Source organism: Halomonas sp. BL6, assembly GCF_006228115.1.
GTDB classification, from domain to species: domain Bacteria; phylum Pseudomonadota; class Gammaproteobacteria; order Pseudomonadales; family Halomonadaceae; genus Vreelandella; species Vreelandella piezotolerans.
In genome coordinates, this window is the sequence record NZ_VDGL01000002.1 from 218408 (window position 1) to 243080 (window position 24673).

Sequence of the window (24673 nt, forward strand, 5' to 3'; positions counted from 1 at the left end):
CTTACGCTGCCTGACGATGGGCGGGCTTAGTGCCGCTTAGAAGGCTACTAGCTCAACGCTTCCAACGACTCCTCAATAATACTCAGCCCTTCCTCTAACACCGCAGACGACACCGTCAGCGGCACCAGAATGCGGATGCTGTTGCCGTAGAAGCCGCAGGAAAGCAGGATCAGGCCTTTCTCGCGGGCTTTGGCGCAGAGTGCGCCGGTCATTTGCGGGTCGGGCTTGCCGTCGCGGTTGAGCAGTTCGAACGCGGCCATGGCGCCGAGCTGGCGGCCGTGGGCGACGGCGGGGAAGCGCTCTTCCCATACCGCGAAGCGTTCGGCCAGCATCTTACCCATCTGCTCGCTGCGGGCCAGGATGCTCTCTTCTTCAATGGCTTCGATCACCGCCAGGGCCGCCGCGCAGGAGAGCGGGTTGCCGCTGTAAGTGCCGCCCAGGGAGTTGGGGCCGGAGGCGTCCATCACCTTGGCAGTGCCGACTACAGCAGAGAGCGGCATGCCGTTGGCGAGGCTCTTGGCGGTGGTGAGAATGTCTGCCTCGATGCCGCTGTGTTCCAGCGCAAACAGCTTGCCGGTACGGGCAAAGCCGGACTGCACTTCATCGGCGATCAGCAGAATGCCGTGCTCGTCGCACAGGGCGCGCAGCGCTTTCAGGTAATCCGGTGAGGCGATGTAGAAACCACCTTCGCCCTGTACCGGTTCAATCACGATGGCCGCCGTGCGGTGCGGGGCAATATCGGTTTTGAACAGCGTACGAATGGCGTTCAGCGACGCTTCTTCGCTGATGCCGTGCAGCGGGTTGGGGAACGGGGCGCGGAACACGTCACCCGGCATGGGGCCGAAGTCGTTCTTGTAGGGCAGCACCTTGCCGGTCATCGCCAGGGTCATCATGGTGCGGCCGTGGAAGGCACCGTCGAAAGTGATGATGCCGGTGCGGCCGGTGGCGGCGCGGGCAATCTTCACGGCGTTTTCCAGTGCTTCGGCACCGGTGTTGACCAGCATCGCCTTGCGCTCGGGGCCGCGTACCGGAGTGAGTTCGCAGAGCTTTTGGCAGAGCTGCACGTAGGGCGCGTAGGAGATCACCGCCGCGCTGGTGTGCATGACCTTCTTGAGCTGCGCTTCAACCGCCGCGACGATTTTCGGGTGGCGGTGGCCCAGGTTGAGCACGCCAATGCCGCCCGCGAAGTCGATCCAGCGGTTGCCGTCAGCGTCCCATAGCTCGGCGTTTTCAGCACGCTCGGCAAACTGGGTGGTCGGCGTGGCGGCACCGTTGGCCACGAAGCGGTTTTTCAGGTCGTTCAATTCTTGGTTAGTCATCATCGTTCTCTTTACAGGCCGCCTACGCAGACGTACTTCAGTTCAGTAAATTCATCCAACCCGTGGTGGGAACCTTCGCGGCCCAGCCCGGACTCTTTCACGCCGCCAAACGGCGCAAGCTCGGTGGAGATCAAGCCTTCGTTCACGCCCACCATGCCGTATTCAAGCGCTTCCATGGTGCGCCAGATGCGGCGGTAATCCGTGGCGTAGAAGTAGGCGGCCAGGCCAAACGGGGTGTCGTTGGCCATGGCGATGGCTTCTTCGTCCTGCTTGAAGCGGAACACCGGGGCCACCGGGCCAAACGTCTCTTCATCGGCCACGGCCATTTCAGTGGTCACATCTGCCAGTACCGTGGGAGTAAAGAAGCGATCACCCGCCGCGTGGGGCTGGCCGCCGCACAGTAGGAGTGCGCCTTTATTCACTGCGTCATCGACGTGGCGCTGCACTTTATCCACGGCGGCTTGGTTGATCAGCGGGCCGATGATGCTGCCGTCGGCTAGGCCGTCGCCTACCTTCAGCGCGTTCACACGATCGGTGAGCTTCGCGACGAAGGCATCGTAAATGCCGTCCTGTACCAGGAAGCGATTGGTGCACACGCAGGTTTGCCCGGCGTTGCGGAACTTGGAGGCGATGGCTCCGTTCACGGCGGCGTCCACGTCGGCGTCATCGAAGACGATGAACGGCGCGTTGCCGCCCAGCTCCATGGCGGTTTTCTTCACCGTGCTGGCGCACTGGGCAAGTAAGTGCTTACCCACTGGGGTAGAGCCGGTAAACGAGACTTTGCGCACCCGAGGGTCGGTGGTGAGTACCTCGCCCACGGCGGCGGGTTTGGAAGCGGTGACCACGTTGATGGTGCCGGCGGGCAGGCCCGCTTCCAGCGCCAGGTAGGCGGCGGCCAGCGCGGTGAGCGGCGTGGCTTCGGCGGGTTTGATGACCACGGTGCAGCCCGCTGCCAGGGCCGGGGCGCACTTGCGGGTAATCATCGCCAGCGGGAAGTTCCACGGGGTGATCGCGGCGACCACGCCCACCGGTTCGCGCAGGACCAGCAGGCGCTTGTCGGCGCCGTGGCTGGGCAGGGTTTCCCCCGCCATACGCTTGGCTTCTTCGGCGAAGAATTCGATGAATGAGGCGCCGTAGGTCACTTCGCCTTTGGCTTCCGCCAGCGGCTTGCCCTGCTCTAGGGTCATCAGACGGGCTAGGTCGTCGGCGTGCTCATTGATCAGCTCGAACCAGCGCCGCAGCAGGGCCGAGCGCTGTTTGACCGGGGTGGCGCGCCACGCGGCACCGGCTTCATACGCGGCAGCCACGGCGTCGCGGGTGTCGTCGGCGCTCAAGTCCGCCACGTTGGCAATGGTCTCGCCGGTGGCGGGGTTATCGACGGCAAAGGTCTGTTGGCCCTTGCGCCACTGCCCGCCCACCAGGGCCGGTACGGCATCGTGCAACCACTGTTCGATAAAGCTCATAGCGTGCTCCTTTAAAGGGGTTGGAACGGCTTACAGGTCAGCCATCATGTGTTGGTCGCTGTAGGCGCGGCCGTAGGTGCGCAGGGCGTGGATGTAAAGCCCCACACCGAGCAAAGACCAGCCCGCGAAGATCGACCACTCCGCACCGCTCAGGGCCGCCGGGCTACCGGGCAGGTAGAGGCAGGCCATGCCGAAGGAGAGGACGACCGCCAAAGTGCCGCACAGCTTGCCGTGGCGAATGCGGAACGGGCGCGGCATGTCCGGCTCGCGAACCCGCAGCACCACGAAGGAGATGGCTACGAACAGGTAGGCAATCACGATGCCCAGGCCGCCGGCGTTGACGATCCACACCAGCGCGGGGCGGCCGAAGAACGGGGCGATACAGGAGAGGAAGCCCATCAGAAAGATGGCGTTAGTAGGCGTTTTATAGCGCGGGTGCAGCTTGGCAAACGGCGCAGGCAGCATGCCCGCTTTCGCCAGGGCGTAAATGGCCCGCGAACCACCGATGTAGAAGGCGTTCCAGCTGGTGATGATGCCCGCGATACCGGCTAGAACCATCAGGTTGCTGGCCCAGGGGGCGTTGAACAGGCTACCCATGGCATCCGGCACGCTCAGGGAACTGGCGGCCAGCTCGGTGCTGTTCAGGGCAAGGCTGGTGGCCAGAATAATCAGCGCGTACCACACCACTGCCAGAATGACCGACATCATCAGCACTTTGCCGATGGCTTTGTAAGGCAGGTTGATCTCTTCGGCGGCTTGGGGAATCACGTCGAACCCCACGAACAGGAATGGCACCATGACCAGTACCGCGACGATGCCTGCCACCACGCCGGTATCGGCCTGGGTGAACAGCGGCATCATGTTAATGGTTTCACCTTCGAACAGCGCGCCCGTGACAAACAGCACGCCAACCAGCAAAATCATGCCGGTCACGACTTTCTGGAGAAGCGCTGCGGTGGTCACACCGAAGTAGTTGATGATCATCATGGCGAGCGAGCCGCCGACACCGACGGCCACCCAGGTCGCTTTTACTTCCCAGCCCGCGATGGTCCATAAGTGGCCCACCGCATAGTTCGGTGCCAAGTGCTCGATCACGGTGGGCAGCGCCACGGCTTCGAAAGCCACCACGCTTAAATAGCCTAAAATAATCGCCCAGGTGCACAAGAACGAGGGGAGATGGCCTAGGGCGCGGTAGCTGTAGACATGCTCGCCGCCTACTTTGGGCATGGCGGAGGCCAGCTCGGCGTAGGTCAGGCCCACCATGACGATCGCTAAACCGCCGATAATGAACGCTAAAATGGCACCGATGCTGCCAGCGGATTGAATCGCGGTGCCGGTCAATACAATCCAGCCCCAGCCAATCATCGCGCCGAAGGCAAGGGCTAATACGTCGCCGCGGGCCAGTACCCGGACGAGCTTGTCCTGTTCAGAAGAGGGAGTGGTCATCGCACAGTATCCTGCAGGTTATTGGATGTTGTCGTTGGCGCTCTGTGGCGCAGTGTCCTGATTCCGGTGGCGGAATAGTGACACGCTAGCAGGCGGCGCTCAGAACGCGAATGCACCACTTTGGCGTTCGACTAGACCACTTCTTCAACGCACCAAATAAGTGCATACATGGCATCATGCTTTCGTCTAAACGCCTGATGGTAGCGGGCTTCACGCGGGAAAGGGGGCGCTGATATGGATCGCGAGCAGGTCTTGCACCAATTCAAGCAACTTTATGCACTCCAACCGGAGCGGCTGAGTAAGCAGGTGCGCATCGAGCAAGCGCTGCGCCAAGCCATTACGCAGCAGTGGCCCAGCGGGCTGCGGTTGCCCTCTCATCGTGTGTTGGCCGATGCCGTGAACGTCGCGCGCCAAACCCTGGCCTTGGCAATAGGCACACTGCTGGAAGAGGAGTTGCTAAAGACCGCCCACGGCCAGGGAACCTGGACCTGCAAACCCACCGCGCCGCCGCCCGCAGCACCGACCCACGTTCAGCTCTCCCAGCGGGCCCAGCGGGTGCTGCAAGGGCCTGGGGCCAGCATGATTCAGAGCGGGGCCTTCGTGCCCGGCATTCCCGATATCGCCCAGTTCCCCATGCGCAAGTGGCGCCAGCTCTACGCCAGCGTGACGGTGCCGCAAAATGCGCTGCTGCTCTCCTACTCCACCGGCGGCTACGGCCCGCTGAAACGCGCGATTCGTGATTTCCTGGCCCGCTGGCGGGATATTCATTGCGACACCGAGCAGATTATCATTACCGATGGCACCCACAACGGCATCGAACTGTGCGCCGTTGCCTTGGCCGATGTGGGCGATACGGTGGCGATGGAGTCGCCTTGCTACTGGGGGGCACGCAACGTGTTTACCGCCGCCGGGCTCAACATCGAGATGCTGCCATGGCAGCCGGAAAAGGGCCATGCGCTGCCCGCTTCTCTCGGCCCCGTGGCGCTGGCTTATCTCACCGGATCGCACCACTACCCGCTCAGCGTGCCGACCCGCGCCGCGCATAAACGGCGGCTATGTGAGGCGTTATCGCCCACCTATGTGGTGGAAGACGACTACGAATTTAACCGCGACGATCACCCTAACCTGCTGTTCGATGCCCACTCCGAGCGCCATTTGCTGGTAGGCTCTTTCTCCAAGATGATGTTTCCCGGCCTGCGGCTGGGCTATTTGGTGGTGCCGCGCCATTTGGCAGGGCCCATGAACCGCCTGCGCAGCGAGCTGTTTCGTGAGGGCCGTATGCTGGACCAGGCCGTGCTCGCCCAGTTCATTTTCGATGGTGATTTGGATGCTTGGTGTCGGCGCATTCAGCGGGACTACTTAGGCCGTCAGCAGGTACTGCACGACCAGCTACGTTCGCTGCCCCAGGTGCGCTCGGTGTCACCGCCCAGCAGTGCCATCAGCCTGTGCGTGGAGTTCGAGCCGGGCATCAACGATGTGGCCATCGCGCAATCGCTGCTGAAAGAGCACTTGATCGTGCGGCCGTTGAGCCCGGTATGTGCACCGAACGACCCACGCGTGGGATTGGTAATGGGGGTGGGCATGCTGTCAGGGGAAACACTGGTGCGCGAGGCGCAGCGCCTGCGCCGCTGCCTGGAGCCGCTGCTGCGCTAAGCGGCCAACGAGCTTTATTCGTCGGTACACACAAAACGTGAGCAACACGACTTATCCACAAGGACCGTCCTATGTATCGCCCTGTTGATAGCTTTTGGGTTTCTGCTTTCTCTGCTGCTTCTTCCACCGCCTCGCTACGCGGGTGGCTGGCCGTCGCGGCCATGCTGCTACTCTCTGGGTGCGCCACCTTTGCGCCCAGCCCTCCAGAAGATCAGACCAACATCTGCGAGATTTTCCGCGAGCAGCCGAGCTGGTACGACTACGCGAAAGAGTCGGAGGAGAAGTGGGGAACGCCCATCGCGACCCAAATGGCGTTCATTCAGCGGGAGTCCTCGTTTCGCAGCCACGTGCGCCCAGACCGCAAATACTACCTGGGCTTCATCCCCGGCCCGCGCCCGTCGTCCGCCAAAGGCTACGCCCAGGCCCAAGATCCGGTATGGGGCGAGTACGAAGATCAAGCGGGCAGTCTGTTTGCCCGGCGCACGCACATGAAGCACGCCACCGATTTCATTGGCTGGTACAACGCCCGCACTCGCGCCCAAACGGGTATCTCGCTCAACAATCCTGAACACCTCTATTACGCCTACCACGAGGGCGCAGGCGGCTATCAGCGGGGCACCTATCGCAGCAAACCCCAGGTGCTCAACGCGGGCCGCCAAGTGGCGAGCCTTTCCAACCGCTACCAGGCCCAGCTCAATAGCTGCCAGGCAGAGTTCCAGTGCCGCAAGTTCTATCAGGTGTGGCCGTTCTGTCGTAGCTGAGGGGGGGGCGTTCATGACACTGTTGATGGGCGTCGCCTTTGTCGGCGTGGTGTTTTTTACCTCCATGCTCTCCGGCGTGTTTGGCATGGCGGGCGGGCTGGTATTGCTGTGGTTCCTGCTGGTGATGTTTCCTGCCAGCACCGCCATGGCCGTGCATGGGGTCATTCAGCTAACGGCCAATGCGTCCCGGGCGTGGCTGTCGCGGCGCTTTATCGTATGGCGTATTGTGGCGCTGATGGCCTTGGGCGTGCTCAGCGCGGCGGGACTTCTGCTGCTGTTTAACTACACGCCCAATGCGGCCACCGTTTCTTTATTGATCGGGCTGCTGCCCATCTTGGTATGGACGCCCAGGCACTGGTTCCAGCTAGACGCTCATCGCGCCAGCCACGCGTTTTGCTGCGGCATCGCCTCGGGCGGCCTCACGATTGCCGCCGGGGTATCCGGCCCGCTGATCGATATCTTCTTCGTGCGCTCGCAGATGGATCGCCGCCAAGTCGTCGCTACCAAGGCCATGATTCAAGTGGTCGCCCACTCCATCAAAATTCTCTTCTACTTGGGTGCCGCCCTTGCGCTCAGCGCGGGTGAGTGGAGCATCGTGCTATTGGCAGCCCCGTTTGCCATGCTGGGCACGCAAACCGGCACGCGGATTCTGCACCGCCTGACCGACGCCAACTTCCGCACCTGGACCCGCTGGATCGTGACCGGCATTGGGGTGTTTTACTTCCTGCAGGGGGTGTATCTGCTCACCCGTTAATCGTTTAGGGCCTTCGCGGCACGCTTTAGATGGCGACCTATACTGACCTTACCTAATGCTGGAGGTCGCCATGGATTACCGCTACTACCGCGAAGCCCTTGCCACCTCGCTTACCCAAAGCGAGCTACCCTTTGCCCCCGCCGAGTATCAAGCGCGCCTGGAAACGGTGCGCCACGCCATGGCACAGCGCGAGTTAGATGCGCTGCTGCTCACCGACCCCGCTGATATTAACTATCTCACTGGTTACCACACCTTTGAGGTGTCGGTGCATGCCTGCTTGGTCTGCACACAGGAAAAGCTCGTTCTTCAAGTGGCCTCGATTGAAACGGGTGCCGCGGTGGTCACCGCCCGCGTTGATGAGATCATTGGCTACCGTTGGGAAAACCTGAATGAAATCATCGACCCGTTGGCCGACCTGTTAACCCCCTGCCCGCGCATTGGCATCGACGGCTGGAGCAGTGGGCTGCGGGTGGGCGTGATGAACGCCCTCGCCCAGGCAGTGGGCCAAGAGCGCTTTTTTGAAGCGGGCGACCTGCTGGATGCCATCAAGATCGTCAAAAGCAGTGCCGAGCTCGAGATGCTCAAAGAGAGTGCGCGCATCACCGCCGCTGGCTTAGAGACGGCGATGGCCGCCATTCACCCCGGCATGACCGATAACGACATTGCCGCCATTGGCGCCAAGGCGCTGCTCGAAAACGGCAGCGAGTTCATGAGCCTACAGCCTATCGTGACCAGCGGGCACCGTATTGGGGTGATTCACGTGAACCATAAGCGCCGCGTGATTCAGCCCAACGAGCCGGTCTTTTTAGAGTTCGGCGCGGCGTATCAACGCTACACCGCACCGATGATGCGCACCGCCGTGACCGGCACGCCTAACGCCGCCCTCACCGCCACCCAAGACCTCTGTCGCTCGATATTCGAAACCCTCTGCGAGACCATGCGTCCCGGCCACTCCTTCGATGCTGCGGCCCTGGCTGCCGATGCGCTGCTGGCCCCTCGACGCGACGAGCTGTTTTTTTCGGGGGTGTTTGGCTACGCCGTGGGGGCACAGTTTCCACCCAGTTGGGTAGAGGGCACGGGATACATTGCCAAAGGCCAAGCCCGCTCCTTCGAAACCAACATGGTGTTTCATTTACCGCTCTGCCTGCGGGTACCCGGCCAATGGGGCGTTGGCCTGAGCGATACCGTGGTGGTCACCGAGCAGGGTGCCAAGCCGCTCACCAACAACGATTGGCAGCTTTATCACGCCAGCAATACGTCCATGCACCCATAGCCTAAGATTGACACCACGATTGAGGGAGGCTATCTTCAACATAAATGTAAATGAGAAACACTCTCTTTTTAGCCAGCAACCGGGTAGATAAAGAGCCGTTGAGGTAAAGGGACGTCACATGACCAGTGAACAGCGCCAGCTTCGTCAAACTCTGCTGTTTTTACGCACCTCGTTTGAAGCCATTCAGCACTCCATTGCCGGACGGCTAGAAGACCCGCTGCCCTGCTGGCTAGACACCAGCATGCTCTCCATGCTCTCCCGAGAGCTGACCCGCTGCTGCCAGCAGGCCAAGCCGCTGTTCGCGCCTGCGGTCGTGGAGCAGCTCTTTATCGCCTCCCAGCAATGCGACCTGCTGCTCAAACAGTGCCCCGGCGTGCTCAGCAGTGCCGTTTGCCACCGTCAGCTCAGCGCAATCATGCTGCCGCTCGCCAGCGCCATTCGCCAAATCGATACGCCTGCCAAGCGCCGCTGGCCTTGGCAACGGCACTAAACGAACGCTCATTGACGCCCCTTAACCCCGCCCCATTTGCTCGGCGGGGTTTTGTTTTACGCGACCGTCCCCATTAACCATAGCCATCGCATCGTCGTTGGCGCTTACTAGTAAACTGGTCTATTCTATTTGCCACGATGATACCCACTACTTCAAAAGGAGTTTTGCTCTATGGCGTATGAAACGCTGTTTACCCCCATTACGCTGGGTAGCCTGACACTTCCTAACCGCGTCATCATGGCACCACTGACACGTGCTCGCACGCCGGACAGCATCCCGGGCAAGATCCAAGAGGCGTATTACGGCCAGCGCGCAGGGGCAGGCCTGATCATCAGCGAAGCCACCAACATCTCTCCCACTGCCCGTGGCTACGTGTACACACCCGGCATCTGGACCGACGAGCAGGAAGCCGGGTGGAAAGGCGTCGTGGACGCCGTTCATGCCAAAGGTGGCCGCATGGCGCTGCAGCTGTGGCACGTTGGGCGCGTTTCCCACGAAATGGTGCAGCCCAACGGCCAGCAGCCGGTAGCCCCCAGCGCGCTGAAAGGCGAAGGCGCTCAGTGTTTCGTCGAATTCGAAGATGGCACCGCTGGTCAGCACCCCACCAGCACGCCGCGTGCGCTGGAAACCGACGAGATTCCCGGCATTGTGGATGACTATCGCCAAGCGGCCATCCGCGCCAAGCGCGCCGGGTTCGATATGGTCGAAGTCCACGCCGCCAACGCTTACTTGCTGAACCAGTTCCTGGCCACCGGCACCAATAAGCGCACCGACCAGTACGGCGGTTCGCTGGAAAACCGTGCCCGCTTCCCTCTGGAAGTGGTCGATGCAGTGGTAGAAGTGTTTGGTGCCGAGCGTGTTGGCATTCGCATGACGCCGTTCATCGAGCTGTTCGGTTTGACCGACGACGAGCCGGAAGCGATGGCGTTCTACATGGCCGAGCAGCTCTCCAAGCGCGGCCTCGCCTACCTACACCTGAACGAGCCGAACTGGGCGGGCGGCGATATCACCTTCCCGGCCGGTTTCCGTGAGCAGATGCGCGAGCGCTTTAGCGGCAGCCTGATCTACTGCGGCAACTACGACGCCGAGCACGCGCAGGCGCGCATCAGCGAAAACACCGCCGATGCCGTGGCCTTTGGCCGTCCTTACATCGCCAACCCCGATTTGCCGGAACGCTTCCGTGTCAATGCCCCGCTGACCGAACCGAACCAGGAAACCTTCTATGGCGGCGATGAGAAGGGCTATACCGATTACCCATTCATGGATAACGGTTACGACCGCATGAGCTAAGCGACGTTGCTAAGGCATGACGAGGGTTTCCCCACTTTGGGGAACCCTTAAGCATGAAAAGCATCACTCCGGTGGTGCTTTTTTTATGCCTTGAACGCGTAAAACGCTGTTAATCTGTTGATTCTATCGTTTTAACGCGATAACCCTACTGCTGGAGAGGTCGCTCATGTTCGGTTCTTTGATGGCGCTGCTCGTCTCGCTCCTGCTGGTAGGAGCTGCCGCCATGACGGGCGCGCGCTTTCGCCCCGACGGCTGGTATCGAACACTGCGCAAACCCCGCTGGACCCCGCCCGATCTGGCCTTTCCCATTGCCTGGGGTATTCTCTATCTATTGATGGCGATCGCGGCATGGCGGATCTATATGGCGGACGACTCGCCGCTACGCAGCGCGAGCTTGGCCGTCTATGGCGCCCAGCTGCTGGCCAATGCAGCGTGGTCCTGGCTGTTCTTTGGGCGCAAGCAGATCGGCGCGGCGCTGGTGGATATCGTGGTGTTGTTGGGATTGATTACACTGGCCATTGGCCTATTTGCCCAGGTGAATACCTTCGCCGCGTGGCTAATGGTGCCTTACTGGCTGTGGGTCGCCCTTGCGCTGGCACTCAACGCCACCATTTTGCGGCTCAATCGCGCCTAGGTGTTACATAACGAAAAGGTTTCACCCCATGGATACAACGTCACTTCCCGTTCTACTGGCCTTTACCTCGCTGCTACTCGGCGTGGTGGCCGTGGTGATTTTTGCTTATGTCGTGCTGCCAAAACGGCGCCGTGCCAAGGCCAAGGCCACTGAGGCTCCCGCACCGGTCGCAACGCCCACGCCGCCTCCTGCGGACGAGCCGCCGCCCGCCCCCACCAAGCGCACGGGCAAGGTCAAGCAGCACTCGCTGTTCGTCATTTTTAACCAGCCGGATGATACCACCGACGCGCGTTTGACCGAGTGGCTGCGGAGCAAAGGCGCCCATTACGACGCCATCAAGAAGGTGTTTTTGATCGACGGCCAGCAAGCGTCTAACCCCATTACCGTGGCGAATGCCTTCCCGCCGGGAGAGATGCCTGACCTATTACGCGGGGAAACCCACGAGCCGATCCGCGGCGTTAGCCTGCTGGTGAAGCCGCCGCTGCATAAACGCCGCAATCAGCAGATGCACGTGTATGTGGAACTCGCCAAGGAGATGAACGAGACCTTCAGCGGCGACATGCTGGATGCCGACAGGGAACCTGCCAGCGAATCCACCTACGCCCAGATCATCGGTTAACTCATACCACGCCTTGGCTACGCAGGTAGTCGTCGTAGCTGCCGCTGAAATCGACGATGCCCTCCGGCTGCATGTCGATGATGCGTGTGGCGAGACTGGAGACGAACTCGCGGTCATGGCTGACGAACAGCAGCGTGCCGGGGTAGTTTTCCAGCGCCAGGTTGAGCGCTTCGATGGACTCCATGTCCAGATGGTTGGTGGGTTCGTCCATCAGCAGCACGTTGGGATTGGTGAGCGTTAACTTACCGAACAGCATACGCCCCTGCTCGCCGCCGGAAATCACCTTCACCGATTTGCCGATATCGTCGCTGGAGAACAGCATGCGGCCCAGCGCGCCGCGCACCACCTGCTCGCCCCCTTTGGTCCACTGGCTCATCCACTCGAACAGGGTGGCGTCATTGGCGAAGTCGTCGGCATGATCCTGAGCGAAGATGCCAAGCTCGGCGGCATCGGTCCACTTCACTTCGCCAGCATCAGGGCGCAGGTCACCGGCCAGGGTTTTCAGCAGCGTGGTCTTACCAATGCCGTTGGGGCCGATGATGGCAATCCGCTCGCCCGCTTCCACGGTCATGGAGAAGCGCTTGAACAGCGGCTCGCCGTCGTAGCCTTTGGTAATGGCATCGACGTTCACCGCGTTGCGGTGGATTTTCTTGTTTTGTTCGAAGCGGATGAACGGGCTGACGCGACTGGAGGGTTTGATGTCTTCCAGCTTGATCTTGTCGATCTGGCGCGCCCGCGAGGTGGCCTGCTTCGCTTTCGATGCGTTCGCCGAGAAGCGGCTGACAAACTGCTGCAGTTCGGCAATTTGCGCTTTCTTCTTGGCGTTGTCGGCATACTGACGTTCACGCGCAGCGGTGGCCGCCGTCATGTAGTCGTCGTAGTTACCAGGGAACAGGGTGATTTCGCCGTAATCCAGATCGGCCATGTGGGTACAGACGCTGTTCAGGAAGTGGCGGTCGTGGGAAATGATCACCATGGTGCTGCTGCGCGCTTTCAGAATGTCTTCCAGCCAGCGAATGGTGTTGATATCCAGGTGGTTGGTAGGTTCGTCGAGCAGCAAAACGTCCGGGTCGGAGAACAGCGCCTGGGCCAGCAACACACGCAGCTTCCAGCCGGGGGCGACTTCGCTCATGGGGCCGGCGTGCTGTTCGATGGGAATGCCCAGGCCCAACAGCAGCTCGCCCGCGCGGGACTCGGCGGTATAGCCGTCCAGCTCGGCAAAGCGCACCTCCAAGTCCGCCACGGCCATACCGTCTTCTTCGCTCATCTCGGGCAGCGAGTAGATGCGCTCGCGCTCGGCGGCCACTTTCCATAGCTCGGCGTTGCCCATGATGACGGTGTCGATCACCCGCTCGTTCTCGTAGGCAAACTGGTCCTGACGCAGCTTGCCCAGCCGAGTGCTGCTGTCCAGCATCACCTGCCCGGACGTGGGCTCCAGCTCGCCACCGAGAATTTTCATGAAGGTGGACTTGCCGCAACCATTCGCGCCAATCAACCCGTAGCGATGGCCGTTATTGAACTTGACGGAGACGTTTTCGAACAGGGGCTTGGCCCCAAACTGCATGGTGATGTTGGCGGTGGCGATCAAGATAGAGACCCTGGTTGGCGACATAGCCCTGTTGGAGGAGCGGCATGCGTGCAAAAGCACGCGATTCTACGCGCCTTTGGGCCACGTTACATCTCCCCTCAAGGCTTCTGCTCACCGTCTTTTACTGGCTGCGCGGGCATGTCGAGCAGAAAACGTTCACCATCAATCGCTTGGCGGAGTCGCGAGTGGAGAATCTCGACAATGCCCGCGTGCTCACCTACTAGCGCGGTGGTCGCCACCGTTAATCCGCGATGGCGTTGCTCGGCGGCGGCGCAAATCTCGGCAATGTCACCGCCTTCACCGGCATGACGGCCTGGGGAGAGAAACAGCATCGCCAGCACCACGTGGCCGCTGCTGAATTCGGGAGTATCCAGCAGGTCCTCCAAGAGCGGCTCGTTGAAGCGGTACTCATCGCCGTCACGTCGCTCCATGGAAGCGGCCGCCACGCAGCTCACCTCGTCGCCCAGCAGGACGCTCAACTGCCCGGCCAGGCGGTTACGGACGGCGGTGACCTCGGGAATCGGGCTGCCGTGATCCACCAGCGCGACCTTAGCAGCGTCATTTTCGGGCAGTTGGGCGCGCACGTGATCGGCCAACAGTTTCGCCAAACGCAGGTCGTTATGACCGAGCTCATCCACCAGCGGCTGTGCGACGCGCACCGTCACATCAGGGAAGCGTGCCTGCAGCGCGGCCATCCGCTCCGGTAAATACCCCGTGAGGGCTTTGCTGGGGCCGAAGAAAAACGGCAGCACGACGATCTCGGTGGCCCCCGCTTCGGCGCTGCGTTCGGCAGCGGGGCCCAGCGTGATGGCCGGAATGCCATCGACCTCTTCGGCGGGGATTTTATTGGAGTGCAGCAGCGAGGCCGCTTGAACGGTTTCCCCGAGCTGCTCACTCAGCGCCGCCGCCACCCGACGCAGATTATGGGTCGCTTGGGGGCGTAGAGAGCCGTTATCGACAAGAAAAATAGCGCGCATCGCGTTCGTCCTTTTCAGTCAAAGCGTGGATGAGCCGCCAGCACATCCGCAGCGGCTCGGTGTAGCTGGGCGTGGCGTGCGGCGAGAGCGATGATATCGCGGTCGTAGCCACCGCCAATCACCGCCGCGACGGGAATGGCCGCCTCGCGACAGAGGTTCAACACATAGTGATCTCGGGCATACAGCCCGTCGCTGCTTAGCGATAAATAGCCCAGGCGGTCGTCGTGATGCACATCTACCCCCGCATCGTAGAGCACCACGTCTGGCTGGTAGGCAGCAAGCACCCCAGGCAGCCAAGAGGTCAGTTCGGCCAGATACGCAGCATCGCCCATGCCGTTGGGCAGGGCGATATCCAGGTCGCTTTTTGCTTTGCGGGCGGGAAAGTTTCGCGCCGCGTGCATGGACAACGTAAACACGCCTGGCACCTTTTCAAAGAGGCGCGCGGTGCCATCGCCCTGGTGCACGTCGCAATCCACGATCAGCACCCGCTCTGCCCAGCCCTGCGCCAGCGCGTGGGCGGCGGCCACGGCTAAGTCGTTGATCAAGCAGTAGCCGCTGGCGGCATCTGTATGGGCGTGGTGCGTGCCGCCCGCCGAGTTACAGGCAAGCCCGGTGGCCAGGGCCGCTTCCAGGGTGAGCAGCGTGCCGCCGGTTTCCAGCCGCACTCGTTCCACCAAGGCCTCGGACCATACGAATCCACTGCGCCGCTGGGCGGCACGATCGAGCTGACCGTGCACAAACGCATGCACGTACTCTGGGGTATGCACGCGTTGCAGGCTTTCCAGGGTGGCCGGCTGGGGCGTGTGCCACTCGATGGGACACGCCAACGTTTGCTCGCCCAACAGCTGCCGAAGCACCCGAAACTTTTCCATCGGAAAAGGATGATTGGCTGGCAAATCAATCGTATAACCCGGATGATGAACCACCGTTAACGCCATGCGCGTGTTGCCACTTTGGTCACGAATGTAGATCGCTTATGTTGCTTGATACCACGACGTTAAACCAGCAGAGAAACTTCTTCGACGGCCATGCGGCTATTTGGCTATTTGGCTACGGTTCGCTGATTTGGAAGGCCGATTTTGAGTATCTAGAGCGGCGCCCGGCGGCCATTACCGGCTGGGCGCGGCGCTTCTGGCAGGGCTCCCACGACCACCGGGGCACGCCGGACGCGCCGGGACGTGTGGCCACCCTGATTCGTGCCGAAGGCGCGGTGTGCCACGGAATGGCCTACCGCATCACCCCAGAAGTGCTTGCCCCGCTGGATATGCGGGAGAAAAACGGCTATCTACGGGAGAAAGTCACGCTGACCTTTCTGGATGAAGCGGGCCATCCCGACCCCGCACAAGCGCCTACCGACGGGCTGATTTATCTGGCCAGCGAGGATAACCCAGCGTTTTTAGGCGATGCGCCGCTGGCCGATATCGCCCAGCAAATTGCCCAGGCCCACGGCCCCAGCGGACCCAACAGCGCCTACTTGCTCAACCTGGCCCAGGCGCTGCGCGAACTGGGCACCGAGGATGCGCATATCTTTGCCCTGGAGGAGCAGTTACAGCGCTACCAGTAGCGCGGGTAGCGGCGGTGGCGGGCGAGGTTATTGACCAATATCGCGACCAACAGCATGACGATGCAGCCCGCGCCAATGGGCATCAGCGGATACCACCAGCCCAATTGATGCACGCTAGCGCCGCCTGCCACGGCAATCAGCGCTGCGGCAGCTCCTGGCGGATGCACGGTATGGGTGAGCTGCATGATCAATATGGAGAGCGACACCGCCAGCGCCATGGAAAGGGGCGTGGCGCCCAGCCATTGATAGCAGCCTACCCCCACACAGGCAGAGAGCACGCTACCAAAAAGCACGTGGCTTGGCTGGGCAAAGGGGCTTTCCGGGGCCGCGTAAATCAGCACCGAGGTTGCCCCGAACGAGCCCACGATCAACAGCTGCTGGGAGAGCCATTCGGCGCTTAGCCAGCAAATCAGCGCCATGCCGGTAAAGGCTCCCAGCCATGACCAGCAGGCATCTTGCCAGCCCACCCGAGGGCGCGGCGTCCGTTCTCCGCGCATTTTGCCAAGATACGTCTTCATCGCACTCGCCTTTGCACAAAAAGAGTGCAGATGATGACAAAATGCACCACAGAAGCAAATGACAATGCGTCATAGATAGATGAGATTCGCTCAAGCCAACGTTACCGAAGACAGCCGGACGAGCCGACGCCTTAGCGTTTGCCCTCCCGCCGCGGTGCTACATCATCAGCCACGACAGGATAAACAGTGCCACCAGCGTGCGGAAAATGCCGCCGATGATGGAACCGCGCAGAAACGCTCGCAGCCCGCCCCATAGGATCAGTAGACCGATCAACAGTATCGCGAGGCTCAAGAACGAGTCGTTGATTCCCAGCGAACGCGTCAGCCCGCCGATAAAGTCATCGAAGGCACCAAAAAAATTGGTGAAGATTCCCACCAAAAACTCCACCACCACGCGGATGGCCTCACCAATCGCTTCACCAATGCCTTCAAAAAATCCGTTTGCCTGCATGCGTGTTGTCCGTTGCTCGAAGATGGTCGTCTAAAAAGAATAGCGGGAAGTTAAGTGCTCAACGATAGTCGGCATTGTGTGTGAAAACACGGTGTGTGAAAACACGCGAACTGGCAAAACCACGTCATGGGCAGCTTCCACCTTTCGCCTATTCCCTTTTTAGCACTTCCGCGTTACAACATTAAGCATGCATGTGCGGGAGAGACTGGTGCACGACGCCAGCGCCGAAGGAGCAACGACCCCGGAAACTCTCAGGCCAACGGACCGCAATCGCTAACGTTTTTACCAATACGTTCCGAAGAGTGGTTGATGACGGCGTCACTCAACCCACCGAAGGAGCAAGCGCCGCCTCATTGGCGTGAATCTCTCAGGTTCCATGACGGAAGGGGTACCCCTAGCAAACACCTTTGCTGAGGGTATCGCCCGACGCTCATACAATCTGTGGAGATCATCATGCAACGCATTGCAGTCATTGGCGGTGGCATTACCGGCATCACCAGCGCCTACGCCCTCGCTAAACGCGGCTTTGACGTCACCGTCTTCGAGAAGCATCGCTACGCGGCAATGGAAACCTCCTTTGCCAACGGCGGTCAGCTGTCCGCCTCGAATGCCGAGGTATGGAACCACTGGCCCACGGTCATCAAAGGCCTGCGCTGGATGCTGAAAAACGACGCCCCGCTGCTCGTCAACCCTCGCCCCACCTGGCACAAGCTGAGCTGGTTTGCCGAGTTCATTGCCGCCATTCCCCGCTATGCCTACAACACCACCGAAACGGCGCGCCTGGCGATTGCTGCCCGAGAGCACTTGTTTCAGTGGGCCCGCGATGAGCAGATCGAGTTCGATGTGAAGCAAAAAGGCATTTTGCATATCTACCGCGATAAAGCAGGCTACGAGCACGCAGCCAAGGTGTCACAGTTGCTCCAAAAAGGCGGGCTCGAGCGCCGCGCCGTCACGCCAGAAGAGATGCGCGCCATCGAGCCCACCCTAGCGGGTAACTATTACGGCGGTTTCTTTACCGAAAGCGATGCCACGGGCGATATCCATAAGTACACCAACGGATTGGCGAAAGCCGCTGCCAAACGCGGCGTGCAGCTCAACTACGGTCATCAAGTGACCGACCTGGGTGCGGATGAGAGCAGCGCCTGGATCAGCGCGGTGGTCGACGGCGAAGAGGTTCATCAGAGCTTCGATAGCGTAGTGGTGTGTGCAGGCGTGGGCAGCCGCGCGATCGCCGCGAAGCTTGGCGACCGCGTGAATATCTACCCGGTCAAAGGCTACTCCATCACCGTACAGTTGGATGACGAGGCATCACAGCAGGCCGCTCCCACGGTCAGCCTGCTGGACGACGAGACCAAACTCGTCACCAGCCGCTTGGGCAACGACCGCTTCCGCGTGGCGGGGACGGCAGAGTTCAACGGCGCCAACCGCGACATTCGTAACGACAGGATTCAGCCACTGGTGCGCTGGGTGGAGCAGTGCTTTCCTGGTGTGAGTACTCAGCGGGTGGTGCCGTGGGCGGGGCTACGCCCGATGATGCCGAACATGCTGCCCAAGGTCGGCCCCGGCAAGTTGCCAACCGTTTTCTACAATACCGGTCATGGCCACCTAGGCTGGACGCTCTCGGCGATCACTGCCGAGATGCTCGCCGACGCGGTCGATCACTCACATGCCACGTCACTGGCGATCACCCGCTAGACGCGGTAACCCATAACGAAAAGGGGCCACCAGGCCCCTTTGTTAACATGGCCAACATGGCTAACATGCGACCCTATCCCGTCCGCTCTCTTTGGCGTGATACAGCGCGTTATCGACCCGTTTCATCATGCTCTTGGGCGTATCGTGCGCAGCGGCCTCGGCAACCCCCAAGCTAACGGTGACACGGTCGGCCCCCGGAAAAGAGGCGCTAGCGATACGCTGACGTATCTTCTCAGCGAGCTTGGCCGCTTGCTCGCGGGGCGTTTCGGGAGCCAGAATGATGAACTCCTCGCCTCCCCAGCGGGCGCAGTAGTCGGCGCTGCGCAAATTGGTCTCCAGCAGCGTTGCCAACGCGCGCAGCACTTGATCGCCCACGTCGTGACCTTGGCTATCGTTGATCGTTTTGAAATAGTCGATGTCGAGCATGATGAGCGAAAATGGTCGCACATAGCGGCTCAAGCGACCTAGCTCGTGTTTCAGCAGGTAATCGAACCTTGAGCGATTCATCAGCCCGGTCAGCATATCGGTGGTGGCGAGGCGCTTTAATTCGGCTTCTTTTTCCACCCGCCGGGTGATATCACGCTGAACTAGCACTAGAACGGTCGACGCATAGCCGGGCATCGACATCGCGGTGATACGCCACTCGATGAGCGGTCGTGGCGCTTTGGAGAGCAACGCCTCCTCTTCATGATCCAGACCGGAGAGCGAATATCCCACCTTCAGCTCACCGGCAGACAAGGCTTGGTCGAGCTGACTCAACAATTGCTCGTTCGCCGCCGCTTGATGGACGATTTTAGGGGACGCCCCCAACCAACGGTAGCGATCGCCCCCCCAAAATTGAACGTACTCTTCGCTAACATCCAGCACCCGAATGCCACCACCATCGGGCCACCTGCCAAGCATCGCGACGGCCTGACTGCTGGGTTCGCTGATGGACAGCGGCGCTCCTTGCTCTTGATCTTGCGATGTTTCTACCATAATTCATCCAATGAAAGTCGGCGTTGGGGTCGTTTCGTCCCAGAAACGAGCCGTGATATCCAAGCGCGAAACGTCTTTCGACAATACGCACCCTCGATGCACTGGCCACGTCGCCATTACACGGAGGATACGCGCGCTTACTCAATAGCAATATAGTCCACGTTATGAATACGCGAAAAGTAGCGACCGTTACGCGGCTCTTGCGACCCAAAGCCGATAGAGCGCTGGCGTAAAGAAAAACGACACTAATGTGGCCAAGAGTAGACCAAAGCCCACCGTTTGTGCGAAGGGAGGCCATAACCCACCGGCGGCGACCATGAGCGGAATGAGCCCCGCAAAGGTCGTGATGGTCGTCGACACGATATGCCGGCTGGTTGGCCCGCTGATCACTGCCAACATTGCCTCGCTATCCCCTTGCCGAGCAGCCGGATCGTCATCGAAGGCAGCAATGATGATGATCGTGGCGTTGATCGCCACCCCCACCAACCCCATGATGCCGACGATGATCACGAACCCGAACGCGTGCCCGCTCAGCAGTAGGGCCACGATGCCCATGCCCATCGCCTGCGCCCCAGCGATAAAGACGATGGCGGCACGACGGAAAGAGTTAAAGGCCAGCACTACGGTCGCCAACATCGCAATGACGAGCAGCACCACCGAGGCGAGCAGCTGGCTGACGGCTTCGTCACGCTCGGCGGCTTCACCACCGGTTTCGATCCGATAACCGGGGGGAAGACGTATCTCGCCCGAATCGATGGCCGCCTGAAGCTTGGTCTCGAGCTGTGCCATGGAGATGGCTGGCAGCGCATCGGCTACCAAATAGCCTTGCACGAGCTGGACACGCTCGGCGTTGCGGCGGGTAATGACGCTCCACGAAGGTACCAAGCCGCTGTCGGCGACGGCCGCGAGCGGTAATCCCTCGCTGGCGTGCTCACTGACGAGGCGTAACGCCGCCAGCTGTTCGGCGTCGGTGCGCCAGTCGTCGGCATAGCGCACGCGCACGGGAAGCTGCTGGGTGTCTTCAAGTAATACGCCCGCGGGTTGACCAGAGAGCGCCGCCCCCACCTGCTCGGCAAGATTTTGCGGCGATAGCCCGACATTGTTCAGCGCGGTTTGGTCGATATCCAGCATCAGGCGGGGTAAATCTTGCTGCATCCCGGCGCGCACATGAGTCACCTGGGGAAGCTGGTGCATCAGGCCTGCTAGCTCGAGTCCGAGCGACGAGAGTACGTTCAAATCATTGCCATAGACGCGCAGCTCGATGGGAGCCTTGAACGGCGGCCCCTGCTCGTATTTGCGCACCACGCTTTGGGCCTGTGGAAAGCGTCTATCCAACGCCTGTTGCAAGGGGGGCACCTGCCGATTGGTGACGTCTAACGATTCTGTATCCACGATCAAGTGCAAGAAAGCAGGGTTATTATCTTCATTCGTCAGCACGTTGTAGTACATCATCGGAGCGCTTTCGCCGATGAACGCAGAGACGCGTAGCACGCCCGGCACCTCCCGCACCATGTGCTCCATGTCATGGGCCAAGGCCTGCGTTTGCGCGATGCTGCTGGCAGCGGGTAGCCGTACTTCGATATGAAACTGATCGCGATCGGCAGGCGGGAAAAATGCGACGTCTAGAGTGGGCATTAACGCGATTCCACCCACGGGCACACAGAGGGTAATGACCATGGCGGCCACAGGATGGCGCAACGCGCTCCGCACCGTGCCACGAAAGGCACGCTTCAGCGAGTGGTCGCGCGGGGCAGGCGGTTTGGCCGCCACCTTGGCCAGCAGCATGGGTGACAGCGCCGGCACTAGAAATAGCGAGACCAGGTACGAACTCACTAGCGCCACCATGACCGCCATGGCCAGCGGTCCGACGAACTCTCCCGCCGGGCCTGGCATGAGCACGATGGGCATGAACGCCAGAATGGTCGTCAGCGTACTGGCGAGCAGCGGCACCGCTAAATGGCGTAACGCATCGCGGGTCGCAGTCAGCGCAGAATCACCTTGTAAAAAGCGCTCCCGGAGGGCGTTGGTCATGACGATAGCGTTATCCACCATTAGCCCCAGCGCGACAATGATGCCGATGATGCTCATTTGGTGAATTTCCATGCCCAACGGCCGGAATAGCGCCAGTGTCAGCAGCGCCGTGGCGGGAATGGCCAAGCCCACGGTCAAGGCAGAGCGCCACCCCATGGTCAGAAATAGAATGGCGACCACCAATACCAAGCCCATTAGCAGACTGAGCGCTACATCGCTCAGCCGCTGGTTGGTGTAGCTGGCCTGCTCGAAGACCTCTTCGACGGCAAGACCGACCGGCAGCTCATCGGCGAAGTCGGCCAGTCGCTCCTGCGCCCGCGACACCCATCGATCGATCCGCTGACCAGGCGCCATGCGTGCGCCCACATAGACGGCGCGCTCACCGTCGAGCAGCGCCACGGCGTTGGGCGGGTCTTGCACACCACGGCGCAGTTCGGCGATTTCGCCCAGTTTGACGCTCTGTCCCTGCCGGGTCGTCACGTTGATCTCCCGCAGACGATCCAGCGCGTCGAACTCGCCGCTCAGACCTACCGTGAGCCGATGGCCTTCGGTCACGACTTCACCCGCCGTGCGTCGCCCATCGCTGGCCTCGATGGTGGCCGCCAACTGCCCCACGGATAGCCCGAGAGCATTGAGCTCCATGGGGTCCACCACTACCTCGACCTGCTCGCCAGCGACGCCAAAGCGGTGGGTATATTCGGTGCCGGCCACTTGGCGAAACGCATCTTCCAGGCGCTCGGCGTAACGCTCCATGACGGGCGGCGAGGGAGGCGTGTCTAGCGTCCAGCGCAGCGCGGCGACGAGACTGAACGCATAGCCGCGATCATCCAGCAGCTCAGGCGTTTGCACGCCCTCCGGCAACGACGGGGCGACATCGCCGAGCTTGTCGCGCACGCGGCTCCATACCGGCGTGACGTCGGTGACCTCGTCGCCCAGCTCCAGACTCAGCAGCGCAATCCCTTGGCGCGACGTGGATTCCAACACGTGAATTTCCGAGATGGTCCTTAATTCATCCTCGATAGGTCGCGCGACCAACGCTTCGATTTGTTCCGGCGTAGCGCCTGGAAACGGCGCGAGCACCGTGGCCATGCGTGCCACCAAATGGGGGTCTTCCGCCCTGGGCAGAGTTTGTATGGCCGACAGCCCCGAGACGACGAGCAAACCGAGTATGAGCGCCAGCAGGCGGCGATTGAACAGCCACTCAATGCGCATGGGCGACATCCTCACTGAGCGTGACCTGCTGCCCTGGCGTAATGCGGTGAGTACCACTGCGGATCAGATGCATGCCGGGCGCCAAGGTGCCGCGCACGAAGGCGCTATCTCCTTCGGTATGCAGTAGCTCGACGCTGGCTTGCGCCACCCGGTAGCGCTCGTCTTCATCCGGTTCGGCAATCAAGACGTTCCACAGGCCACGGTCGGCCGCACGCAGCGCCGCTAGCGGCACCCAGTAACCGCGCGCCGGTTCGCTGATCGAGTAATCCAGTTCGGCCAAGTCGCCGGGCACGGCGCGATGGTCGCCCGTCATCGCCACGACCAGGGTCTGTGTACGACTATCACCATCCACTTGAGGCAACCGCGCCCGTACTTGGCCCGCGATCGTTTGCCCGTTCACCTGCAGCGTCACGGACTCGCCTACGGTAAACGTCGCCGCGAGACGCGCGGGTAGCCCGAGATGAGCCTCTAACTGACGCGTGTCGATCAAATCGAACGCCGTCGTACCGCTACTCACGAGGCTACCAACATCGATGTAGCGCTCGACCACCCGGCCAGCAAACGGCGCTTTGAGCGTGCTGTCTTCTAGATCGGCCGTCAGACTATCGCGCTCGGCGGCCAGGGCAGAGAGGCGCGCCTGCAGCGTCAAACGGTCAGTGCGGGCCTGATCTAGCGCCGTGCGACTCGCAAAGTTGCTCTGGTTCAATTGCGCTTCTCGCTCTTCCTGACGCTGGGCTAACGCGAGACTGGCACGGGCCTCTTCGCTTCGCGCCGCTACTTCGGCCAGGCGGCTCTCCAGTCGCCGGGTATCGAGACTAGCCAGCACGTCGCCCTGCTCCACGGCATCCCCTCGGTCGGCTAACAGGGATTCGACCCGCCCGGCCGGTTCGAAGGCCAACGACACCGACTGGCGCGCCACCACACGCCCGGTCAATCGCACCTCACGGGTAAGCGTTTCGGCTTGTTCGAGCGGCAGCGTGGCGACTTGGAGCAAGGCGTTATCCGCCCCCTGCTGCCGAGCCTGCTGGGCGCTGCTGTGCTGGCTGCTTACCAGGGCCACCACGACCAGCGTCGCACCGATCATCGACAGGGCTGCCAGCGCCCCCCGCAGCCGGTGTCCCCAAGAAGTCTTTGACGTGCCCATGTTGGCCTCGAAATGGTTTATTCTTGAACGGTAGCGTTTACTATAATATGTGTACGCTTCCGTTCAATAACTATTTTTTAATAGGCATGGGTTTATTGCATGACAGACGCTCAACCGCCGTTATCCGACCCCAAACGCAGCGTCGGCCGCCCGAAGGACATGGCCAAACGCAATGCGATGATGGACGCCGCGGCGTGCCTATTTTTTCGTAACGGTTTGGAAGCCGTGACCATGGAGGCCGTTGCTCGCGAGGCAGGCGTTTCCAAAGTGACGGTGTATGGGCACTTTGCGTCGAAAGAAGCCCTATTTGGCAGTGTCATTCGTCGCGAAACCGCGACGATTCGGCAGGGATTATCACAGCTTCCCGATACCCACGACGCGGTGCGCCAATCGCTGATCGATGTGGGGGTGAGCATGGTCCGCTTCTTACTAGAACCCCATGTGCTGGCGGTCGAGCGTGTGATGAGCCATCAGGGAGAGCAACACCCCAAGCTGCTGCTGGCATTTTTCGAGGCAGGCCCCTGGGCCATGCTCCAGTGGCTGCAAGAGAAGCTGGAAGGGTTGGCCAGCGCAGGCCACCTGAGCCTCCCCGCCCCAGAGCGCGCCGCCGACCAGTTATGCAGTATGTGGCAAGGCATGCTGACCAAGGAGGTCCGCATGGGCGTGCGCCCACCGCCTACCGAAGAGGAACTACAGTGCCAGATCGCCAGCGCTGTGGATGTGTTTTTGGCCGCGTATGGACGACGCTGATGATGACTAAAAAGCCCTGCAGTTGCAGGGCTTGAAATACTGTTTCAAGTGCCGTTACCACGT

The 24673-nt window shown here is 61.1% G+C and carries 22 protein-coding genes and 2 riboswitches; of the genes, 11 read left to right on the plus strand and 11 right to left on the minus strand.

The features are described from left to right. Positions 1-47 precede the first annotated feature (47 nt). Genes gabT through FHJ80_RS04570 form a run of 3 tightly spaced genes read right to left on the minus strand, consistent with a single transcriptional unit; the run spans position 48 to position 4228 of the window. On the minus strand, positions 48-1319 hold the full coding sequence (gabT, locus tag FHJ80_RS04560; protein WP_139526227.1) for a 4-aminobutyrate--2-oxoglutarate transaminase: 1272 nt from the start codon (positions 1317-1319) through the stop codon (positions 48-50). 11 nt (positions 1320-1330) lie between these two features. Then, on the minus strand, positions 1331-2782 hold the full coding sequence (locus FHJ80_RS04565) for an NAD-dependent succinate-semialdehyde dehydrogenase (RefSeq protein ID WP_139525853.1): 1452 nt from the start codon (positions 2780-2782) through the stop codon (positions 1331-1333). Positions 2783-2812: 30 nt separating this feature from the next. Continuing rightward, positions 2813-4228: an APC family permease gene (locus FHJ80_RS04570; RefSeq protein ID WP_139525854.1), complete on the minus strand. Its 1416-nt coding sequence runs from the start codon at positions 4226-4228 to the stop codon at positions 2813-2815. Between the two features lie 234 nt (positions 4229-4462). Between FHJ80_RS04570 and FHJ80_RS04575 the strand changes: the two genes are divergently transcribed. The 8 genes from FHJ80_RS04575 to FHJ80_RS04610 all read left to right on the plus strand — a co-directional run bounded on the left by FHJ80_RS04575 (position 4463) and on the right by FHJ80_RS04610 (position 11702). Beyond that, complete coding sequence (locus FHJ80_RS04575; protein WP_139525855.1) at positions 4463-5881, plus strand: PLP-dependent aminotransferase family protein; 1419 nt, start codon at positions 4463-4465, stop codon at positions 5879-5881. A 71-nt stretch (positions 5882-5952) separates the two neighbouring features. Next, a complete protein-coding gene (locus tag FHJ80_RS04580) occupies positions 5953-6642 on the plus strand; it encodes a lysozyme-like domain containing protein (protein WP_176558215.1) in 690 nt (229 codons plus the stop codon). Between the two features lie 13 nt (positions 6643-6655). Further along, entirely contained in the window at positions 6656-7396 is a 741-nt protein-coding gene (locus FHJ80_RS04585) for a sulfite exporter TauE/SafE family protein (RefSeq protein ID WP_139525856.1), read from the plus strand. 70 nt (positions 7397-7466) lie between these two features. Beyond that, positions 7467-8669 carry a Xaa-Pro peptidase family protein gene (locus FHJ80_RS04590; protein ID WP_139525857.1) on the plus strand — a complete coding sequence of 401 codons (1203 nt, stop codon included), beginning with the start codon at positions 7467-7469 and terminating at the stop codon, positions 8667-8669. A gap of 118 nt (positions 8670-8787) precedes the next feature. Then, positions 8788-9159, plus strand: a complete 372-nt coding sequence (locus tag FHJ80_RS04595; protein ID WP_139525858.1) for a hypothetical protein — start codon at positions 8788-8790, stop codon at positions 9157-9159. Between the two features lie 171 nt (positions 9160-9330). Next, a complete protein-coding gene (locus FHJ80_RS04600) occupies positions 9331-10449 on the plus strand; it encodes an alkene reductase (protein WP_139525859.1) in 1119 nt (372 codons plus the stop codon). A gap of 166 nt (positions 10450-10615) precedes the next feature. After that, complete coding sequence (locus tag FHJ80_RS04605; protein ID WP_139525860.1) at positions 10616-11083, plus strand: TspO/MBR family protein; 468 nt, start codon at positions 10616-10618, stop codon at positions 11081-11083. Between the two features lie 28 nt (positions 11084-11111). Then, positions 11112-11702 carry a cell division protein ZipA C-terminal FtsZ-binding domain-containing protein gene (locus FHJ80_RS04610; protein WP_139525861.1) on the plus strand — a complete coding sequence of 197 codons (591 nt, stop codon included), beginning with the start codon at positions 11112-11114 and terminating at the stop codon, positions 11700-11702. A gap of 1 nt (position 11703) precedes the next feature. Here FHJ80_RS04610 and FHJ80_RS04615 read toward each other — a convergent pair whose 3' ends face one another. The 3 genes from FHJ80_RS04615 to FHJ80_RS04625 form a co-directional block, all read right to left on the minus strand. After that, complete coding sequence (locus FHJ80_RS04615) at positions 11704-13290, minus strand: ABC-F family ATPase (RefSeq protein ID WP_139525862.1); 1587 nt, start codon at positions 13288-13290, stop codon at positions 11704-11706. 98 nt (positions 13291-13388) lie between these two features. Continuing rightward, complete coding sequence (locus FHJ80_RS04620) at positions 13389-14267, minus strand: sirohydrochlorin chelatase (protein WP_139525863.1); 879 nt, start codon at positions 14265-14267, stop codon at positions 13389-13391. Between the two features lie 14 nt (positions 14268-14281). Continuing rightward, positions 14282-15205 carry a histone deacetylase gene (locus FHJ80_RS04625; RefSeq protein ID WP_139525864.1) on the minus strand — a complete coding sequence of 308 codons (924 nt, stop codon included), beginning with the start codon at positions 15203-15205 and terminating at the stop codon, positions 14282-14284. Between the two features lie 38 nt (positions 15206-15243). On the opposite strand from FHJ80_RS04625, the gene FHJ80_RS04630 reads away from it, so the two are divergent. Continuing rightward, on the plus strand, positions 15244-15831 hold the full coding sequence (locus FHJ80_RS04630) for a gamma-glutamylcyclotransferase (RefSeq protein ID WP_139525865.1): 588 nt from the start codon (positions 15244-15246) through the stop codon (positions 15829-15831). On the opposite strand, the gene FHJ80_RS04635 is transcribed toward FHJ80_RS04630, so the two are convergent. Continuing rightward, complete coding sequence (locus FHJ80_RS04635) at positions 15822-16349, minus strand: HPP family protein (RefSeq protein WP_139525866.1); 528 nt, start codon at positions 16347-16349, stop codon at positions 15822-15824. The genes FHJ80_RS04630 and FHJ80_RS04635 overlap by 10 nt on opposite strands. Before the next feature lie 157 nt (positions 16350-16506). Then, a complete protein-coding gene (locus FHJ80_RS04640; RefSeq protein ID WP_139525867.1) occupies positions 16507-16800 on the minus strand; it encodes a hypothetical protein in 294 nt (97 codons plus the stop codon). Positions 16801-16986: 186 nt separating this feature from the next. After that, positions 16987-17077: riboswitch (glycine riboswitch) on the plus strand. Positions 17078-17085: 8 nt separating this feature from the next. Further along, positions 17086-17193: riboswitch (glycine riboswitch) on the plus strand. A 60-nt stretch (positions 17194-17253) separates the two neighbouring features. Between FHJ80_RS04640 and FHJ80_RS04645 the strand changes: the two genes are divergently transcribed. Beyond that, on the plus strand, positions 17254-18495 hold the full coding sequence (locus tag FHJ80_RS04645) for a D-amino acid dehydrogenase (RefSeq protein ID WP_139525868.1): 1242 nt from the start codon (positions 17254-17256) through the stop codon (positions 18493-18495). A 60-nt stretch (positions 18496-18555) separates the two neighbouring features. Here FHJ80_RS04645 and FHJ80_RS04650 read toward each other — a convergent pair whose 3' ends face one another. The 3 genes from FHJ80_RS04650 to FHJ80_RS04660 form a co-directional block, all read right to left on the minus strand. Beyond that, on the minus strand, positions 18556-19473 hold the full coding sequence (locus tag FHJ80_RS04650) for a GGDEF domain-containing protein (protein WP_139525869.1): 918 nt from the start codon (positions 19471-19473) through the stop codon (positions 18556-18558). Between the two features lie 189 nt (positions 19474-19662). Then, the gene (locus FHJ80_RS04655; RefSeq protein WP_139525870.1) at positions 19663-22716 is read right to left on the minus strand and encodes an efflux RND transporter permease subunit; all 3054 of its coding nucleotides are present in this window, start codon (positions 22714-22716) and stop codon (positions 19663-19665) included. Next, complete coding sequence (locus tag FHJ80_RS04660; protein WP_139525871.1) at positions 22706-23860, minus strand: efflux RND transporter periplasmic adaptor subunit; 1155 nt, start codon at positions 23858-23860, stop codon at positions 22706-22708. The genes FHJ80_RS04655 and FHJ80_RS04660 overlap by 11 nt, the downstream gene beginning before the upstream one ends. A gap of 99 nt (positions 23861-23959) precedes the next feature. Between FHJ80_RS04660 and FHJ80_RS04665 the strand changes: the two genes are divergently transcribed. Then, positions 23960-24610, plus strand: a complete 651-nt coding sequence (locus FHJ80_RS04665; RefSeq protein WP_139525872.1) for a TetR/AcrR family transcriptional regulator — start codon at positions 23960-23962, stop codon at positions 24608-24610. Positions 24611-24673 lie beyond the last annotated feature (63 nt).

Coding starts and splice junctions, on each gene's coding strand:
- gabT (WP_139526227.1), bottom strand. CDS start 1,319: ATGACTAACCAAGAATTGAACGACCTGAAAAACCGCTTCGTGGCCAAC.
- FHJ80_RS04565 (WP_139525853.1), bottom strand. CDS start 2,782: ATGAGCTTTATCGAACAGTGGTTGCACGATGCCGTACCGGCCCTGGTG.
- FHJ80_RS04570 (WP_139525854.1), bottom strand. CDS start 4,228: ATGACCACTCCCTCTTCTGAACAGGACAAGCTCGTCCGGGTACTGGCC.
- FHJ80_RS04575 (WP_139525855.1), top strand. CDS start 4,463: ATGGATCGCGAGCAGGTCTTGCACCAATTCAAGCAACTTTATGCACTC.
- FHJ80_RS04580 (WP_176558215.1), top strand. CDS start 5,953: ATGTATCGCCCTGTTGATAGCTTTTGGGTTTCTGCTTTCTCTGCTGCT.
- FHJ80_RS04585 (WP_139525856.1), top strand. CDS start 6,656: ATGACACTGTTGATGGGCGTCGCCTTTGTCGGCGTGGTGTTTTTTACC.
- FHJ80_RS04590 (WP_139525857.1), top strand. CDS start 7,467: ATGGATTACCGCTACTACCGCGAAGCCCTTGCCACCTCGCTTACCCAA.
- FHJ80_RS04595 (WP_139525858.1), top strand. CDS start 8,788: ATGACCAGTGAACAGCGCCAGCTTCGTCAAACTCTGCTGTTTTTACGC.
- FHJ80_RS04600 (WP_139525859.1), top strand. CDS start 9,331: ATGGCGTATGAAACGCTGTTTACCCCCATTACGCTGGGTAGCCTGACA.
- FHJ80_RS04605 (WP_139525860.1), top strand. CDS start 10,616: ATGTTCGGTTCTTTGATGGCGCTGCTCGTCTCGCTCCTGCTGGTAGGA.
- FHJ80_RS04610 (WP_139525861.1), top strand. CDS start 11,112: ATGGATACAACGTCACTTCCCGTTCTACTGGCCTTTACCTCGCTGCTA.
- FHJ80_RS04620 (WP_139525863.1), bottom strand. CDS start 14,267: ATGCGCGCTATTTTTCTTGTCGATAACGGCTCTCTACGCCCCCAAGCG.
- FHJ80_RS04625 (WP_139525864.1), bottom strand. CDS start 15,205: ATGGCGTTAACGGTGGTTCATCATCCGGGTTATACGATTGATTTGCCA.
- FHJ80_RS04630 (WP_139525865.1), top strand. CDS start 15,244: ATGTTGCTTGATACCACGACGTTAAACCAGCAGAGAAACTTCTTCGAC.
- FHJ80_RS04635 (WP_139525866.1), bottom strand. CDS start 16,349: ATGAAGACGTATCTTGGCAAAATGCGCGGAGAACGGACGCCGCGCCCT.
- FHJ80_RS04640 (WP_139525867.1), bottom strand. CDS start 16,800: ATGCAGGCAAACGGATTTTTTGAAGGCATTGGTGAAGCGATTGGTGAG.
- FHJ80_RS04645 (WP_139525868.1), top strand. CDS start 17,254: ATGCAACGCATTGCAGTCATTGGCGGTGGCATTACCGGCATCACCAGC.
- FHJ80_RS04650 (WP_139525869.1), bottom strand. CDS start 19,473: ATGGTAGAAACATCGCAAGATCAAGAGCAAGGAGCGCCGCTGTCCATC.
- FHJ80_RS04655 (WP_139525870.1), bottom strand. CDS start 22,716: ATGCGCATTGAGTGGCTGTTCAATCGCCGCCTGCTGGCGCTCATACTC.
- FHJ80_RS04660 (WP_139525871.1), bottom strand. CDS start 23,860: ATGGGCACGTCAAAGACTTCTTGGGGACACCGGCTGCGGGGGGCGCTG.
- FHJ80_RS04665 (WP_139525872.1), top strand. CDS start 23,960: ATGACAGACGCTCAACCGCCGTTATCCGACCCCAAACGCAGCGTCGGC.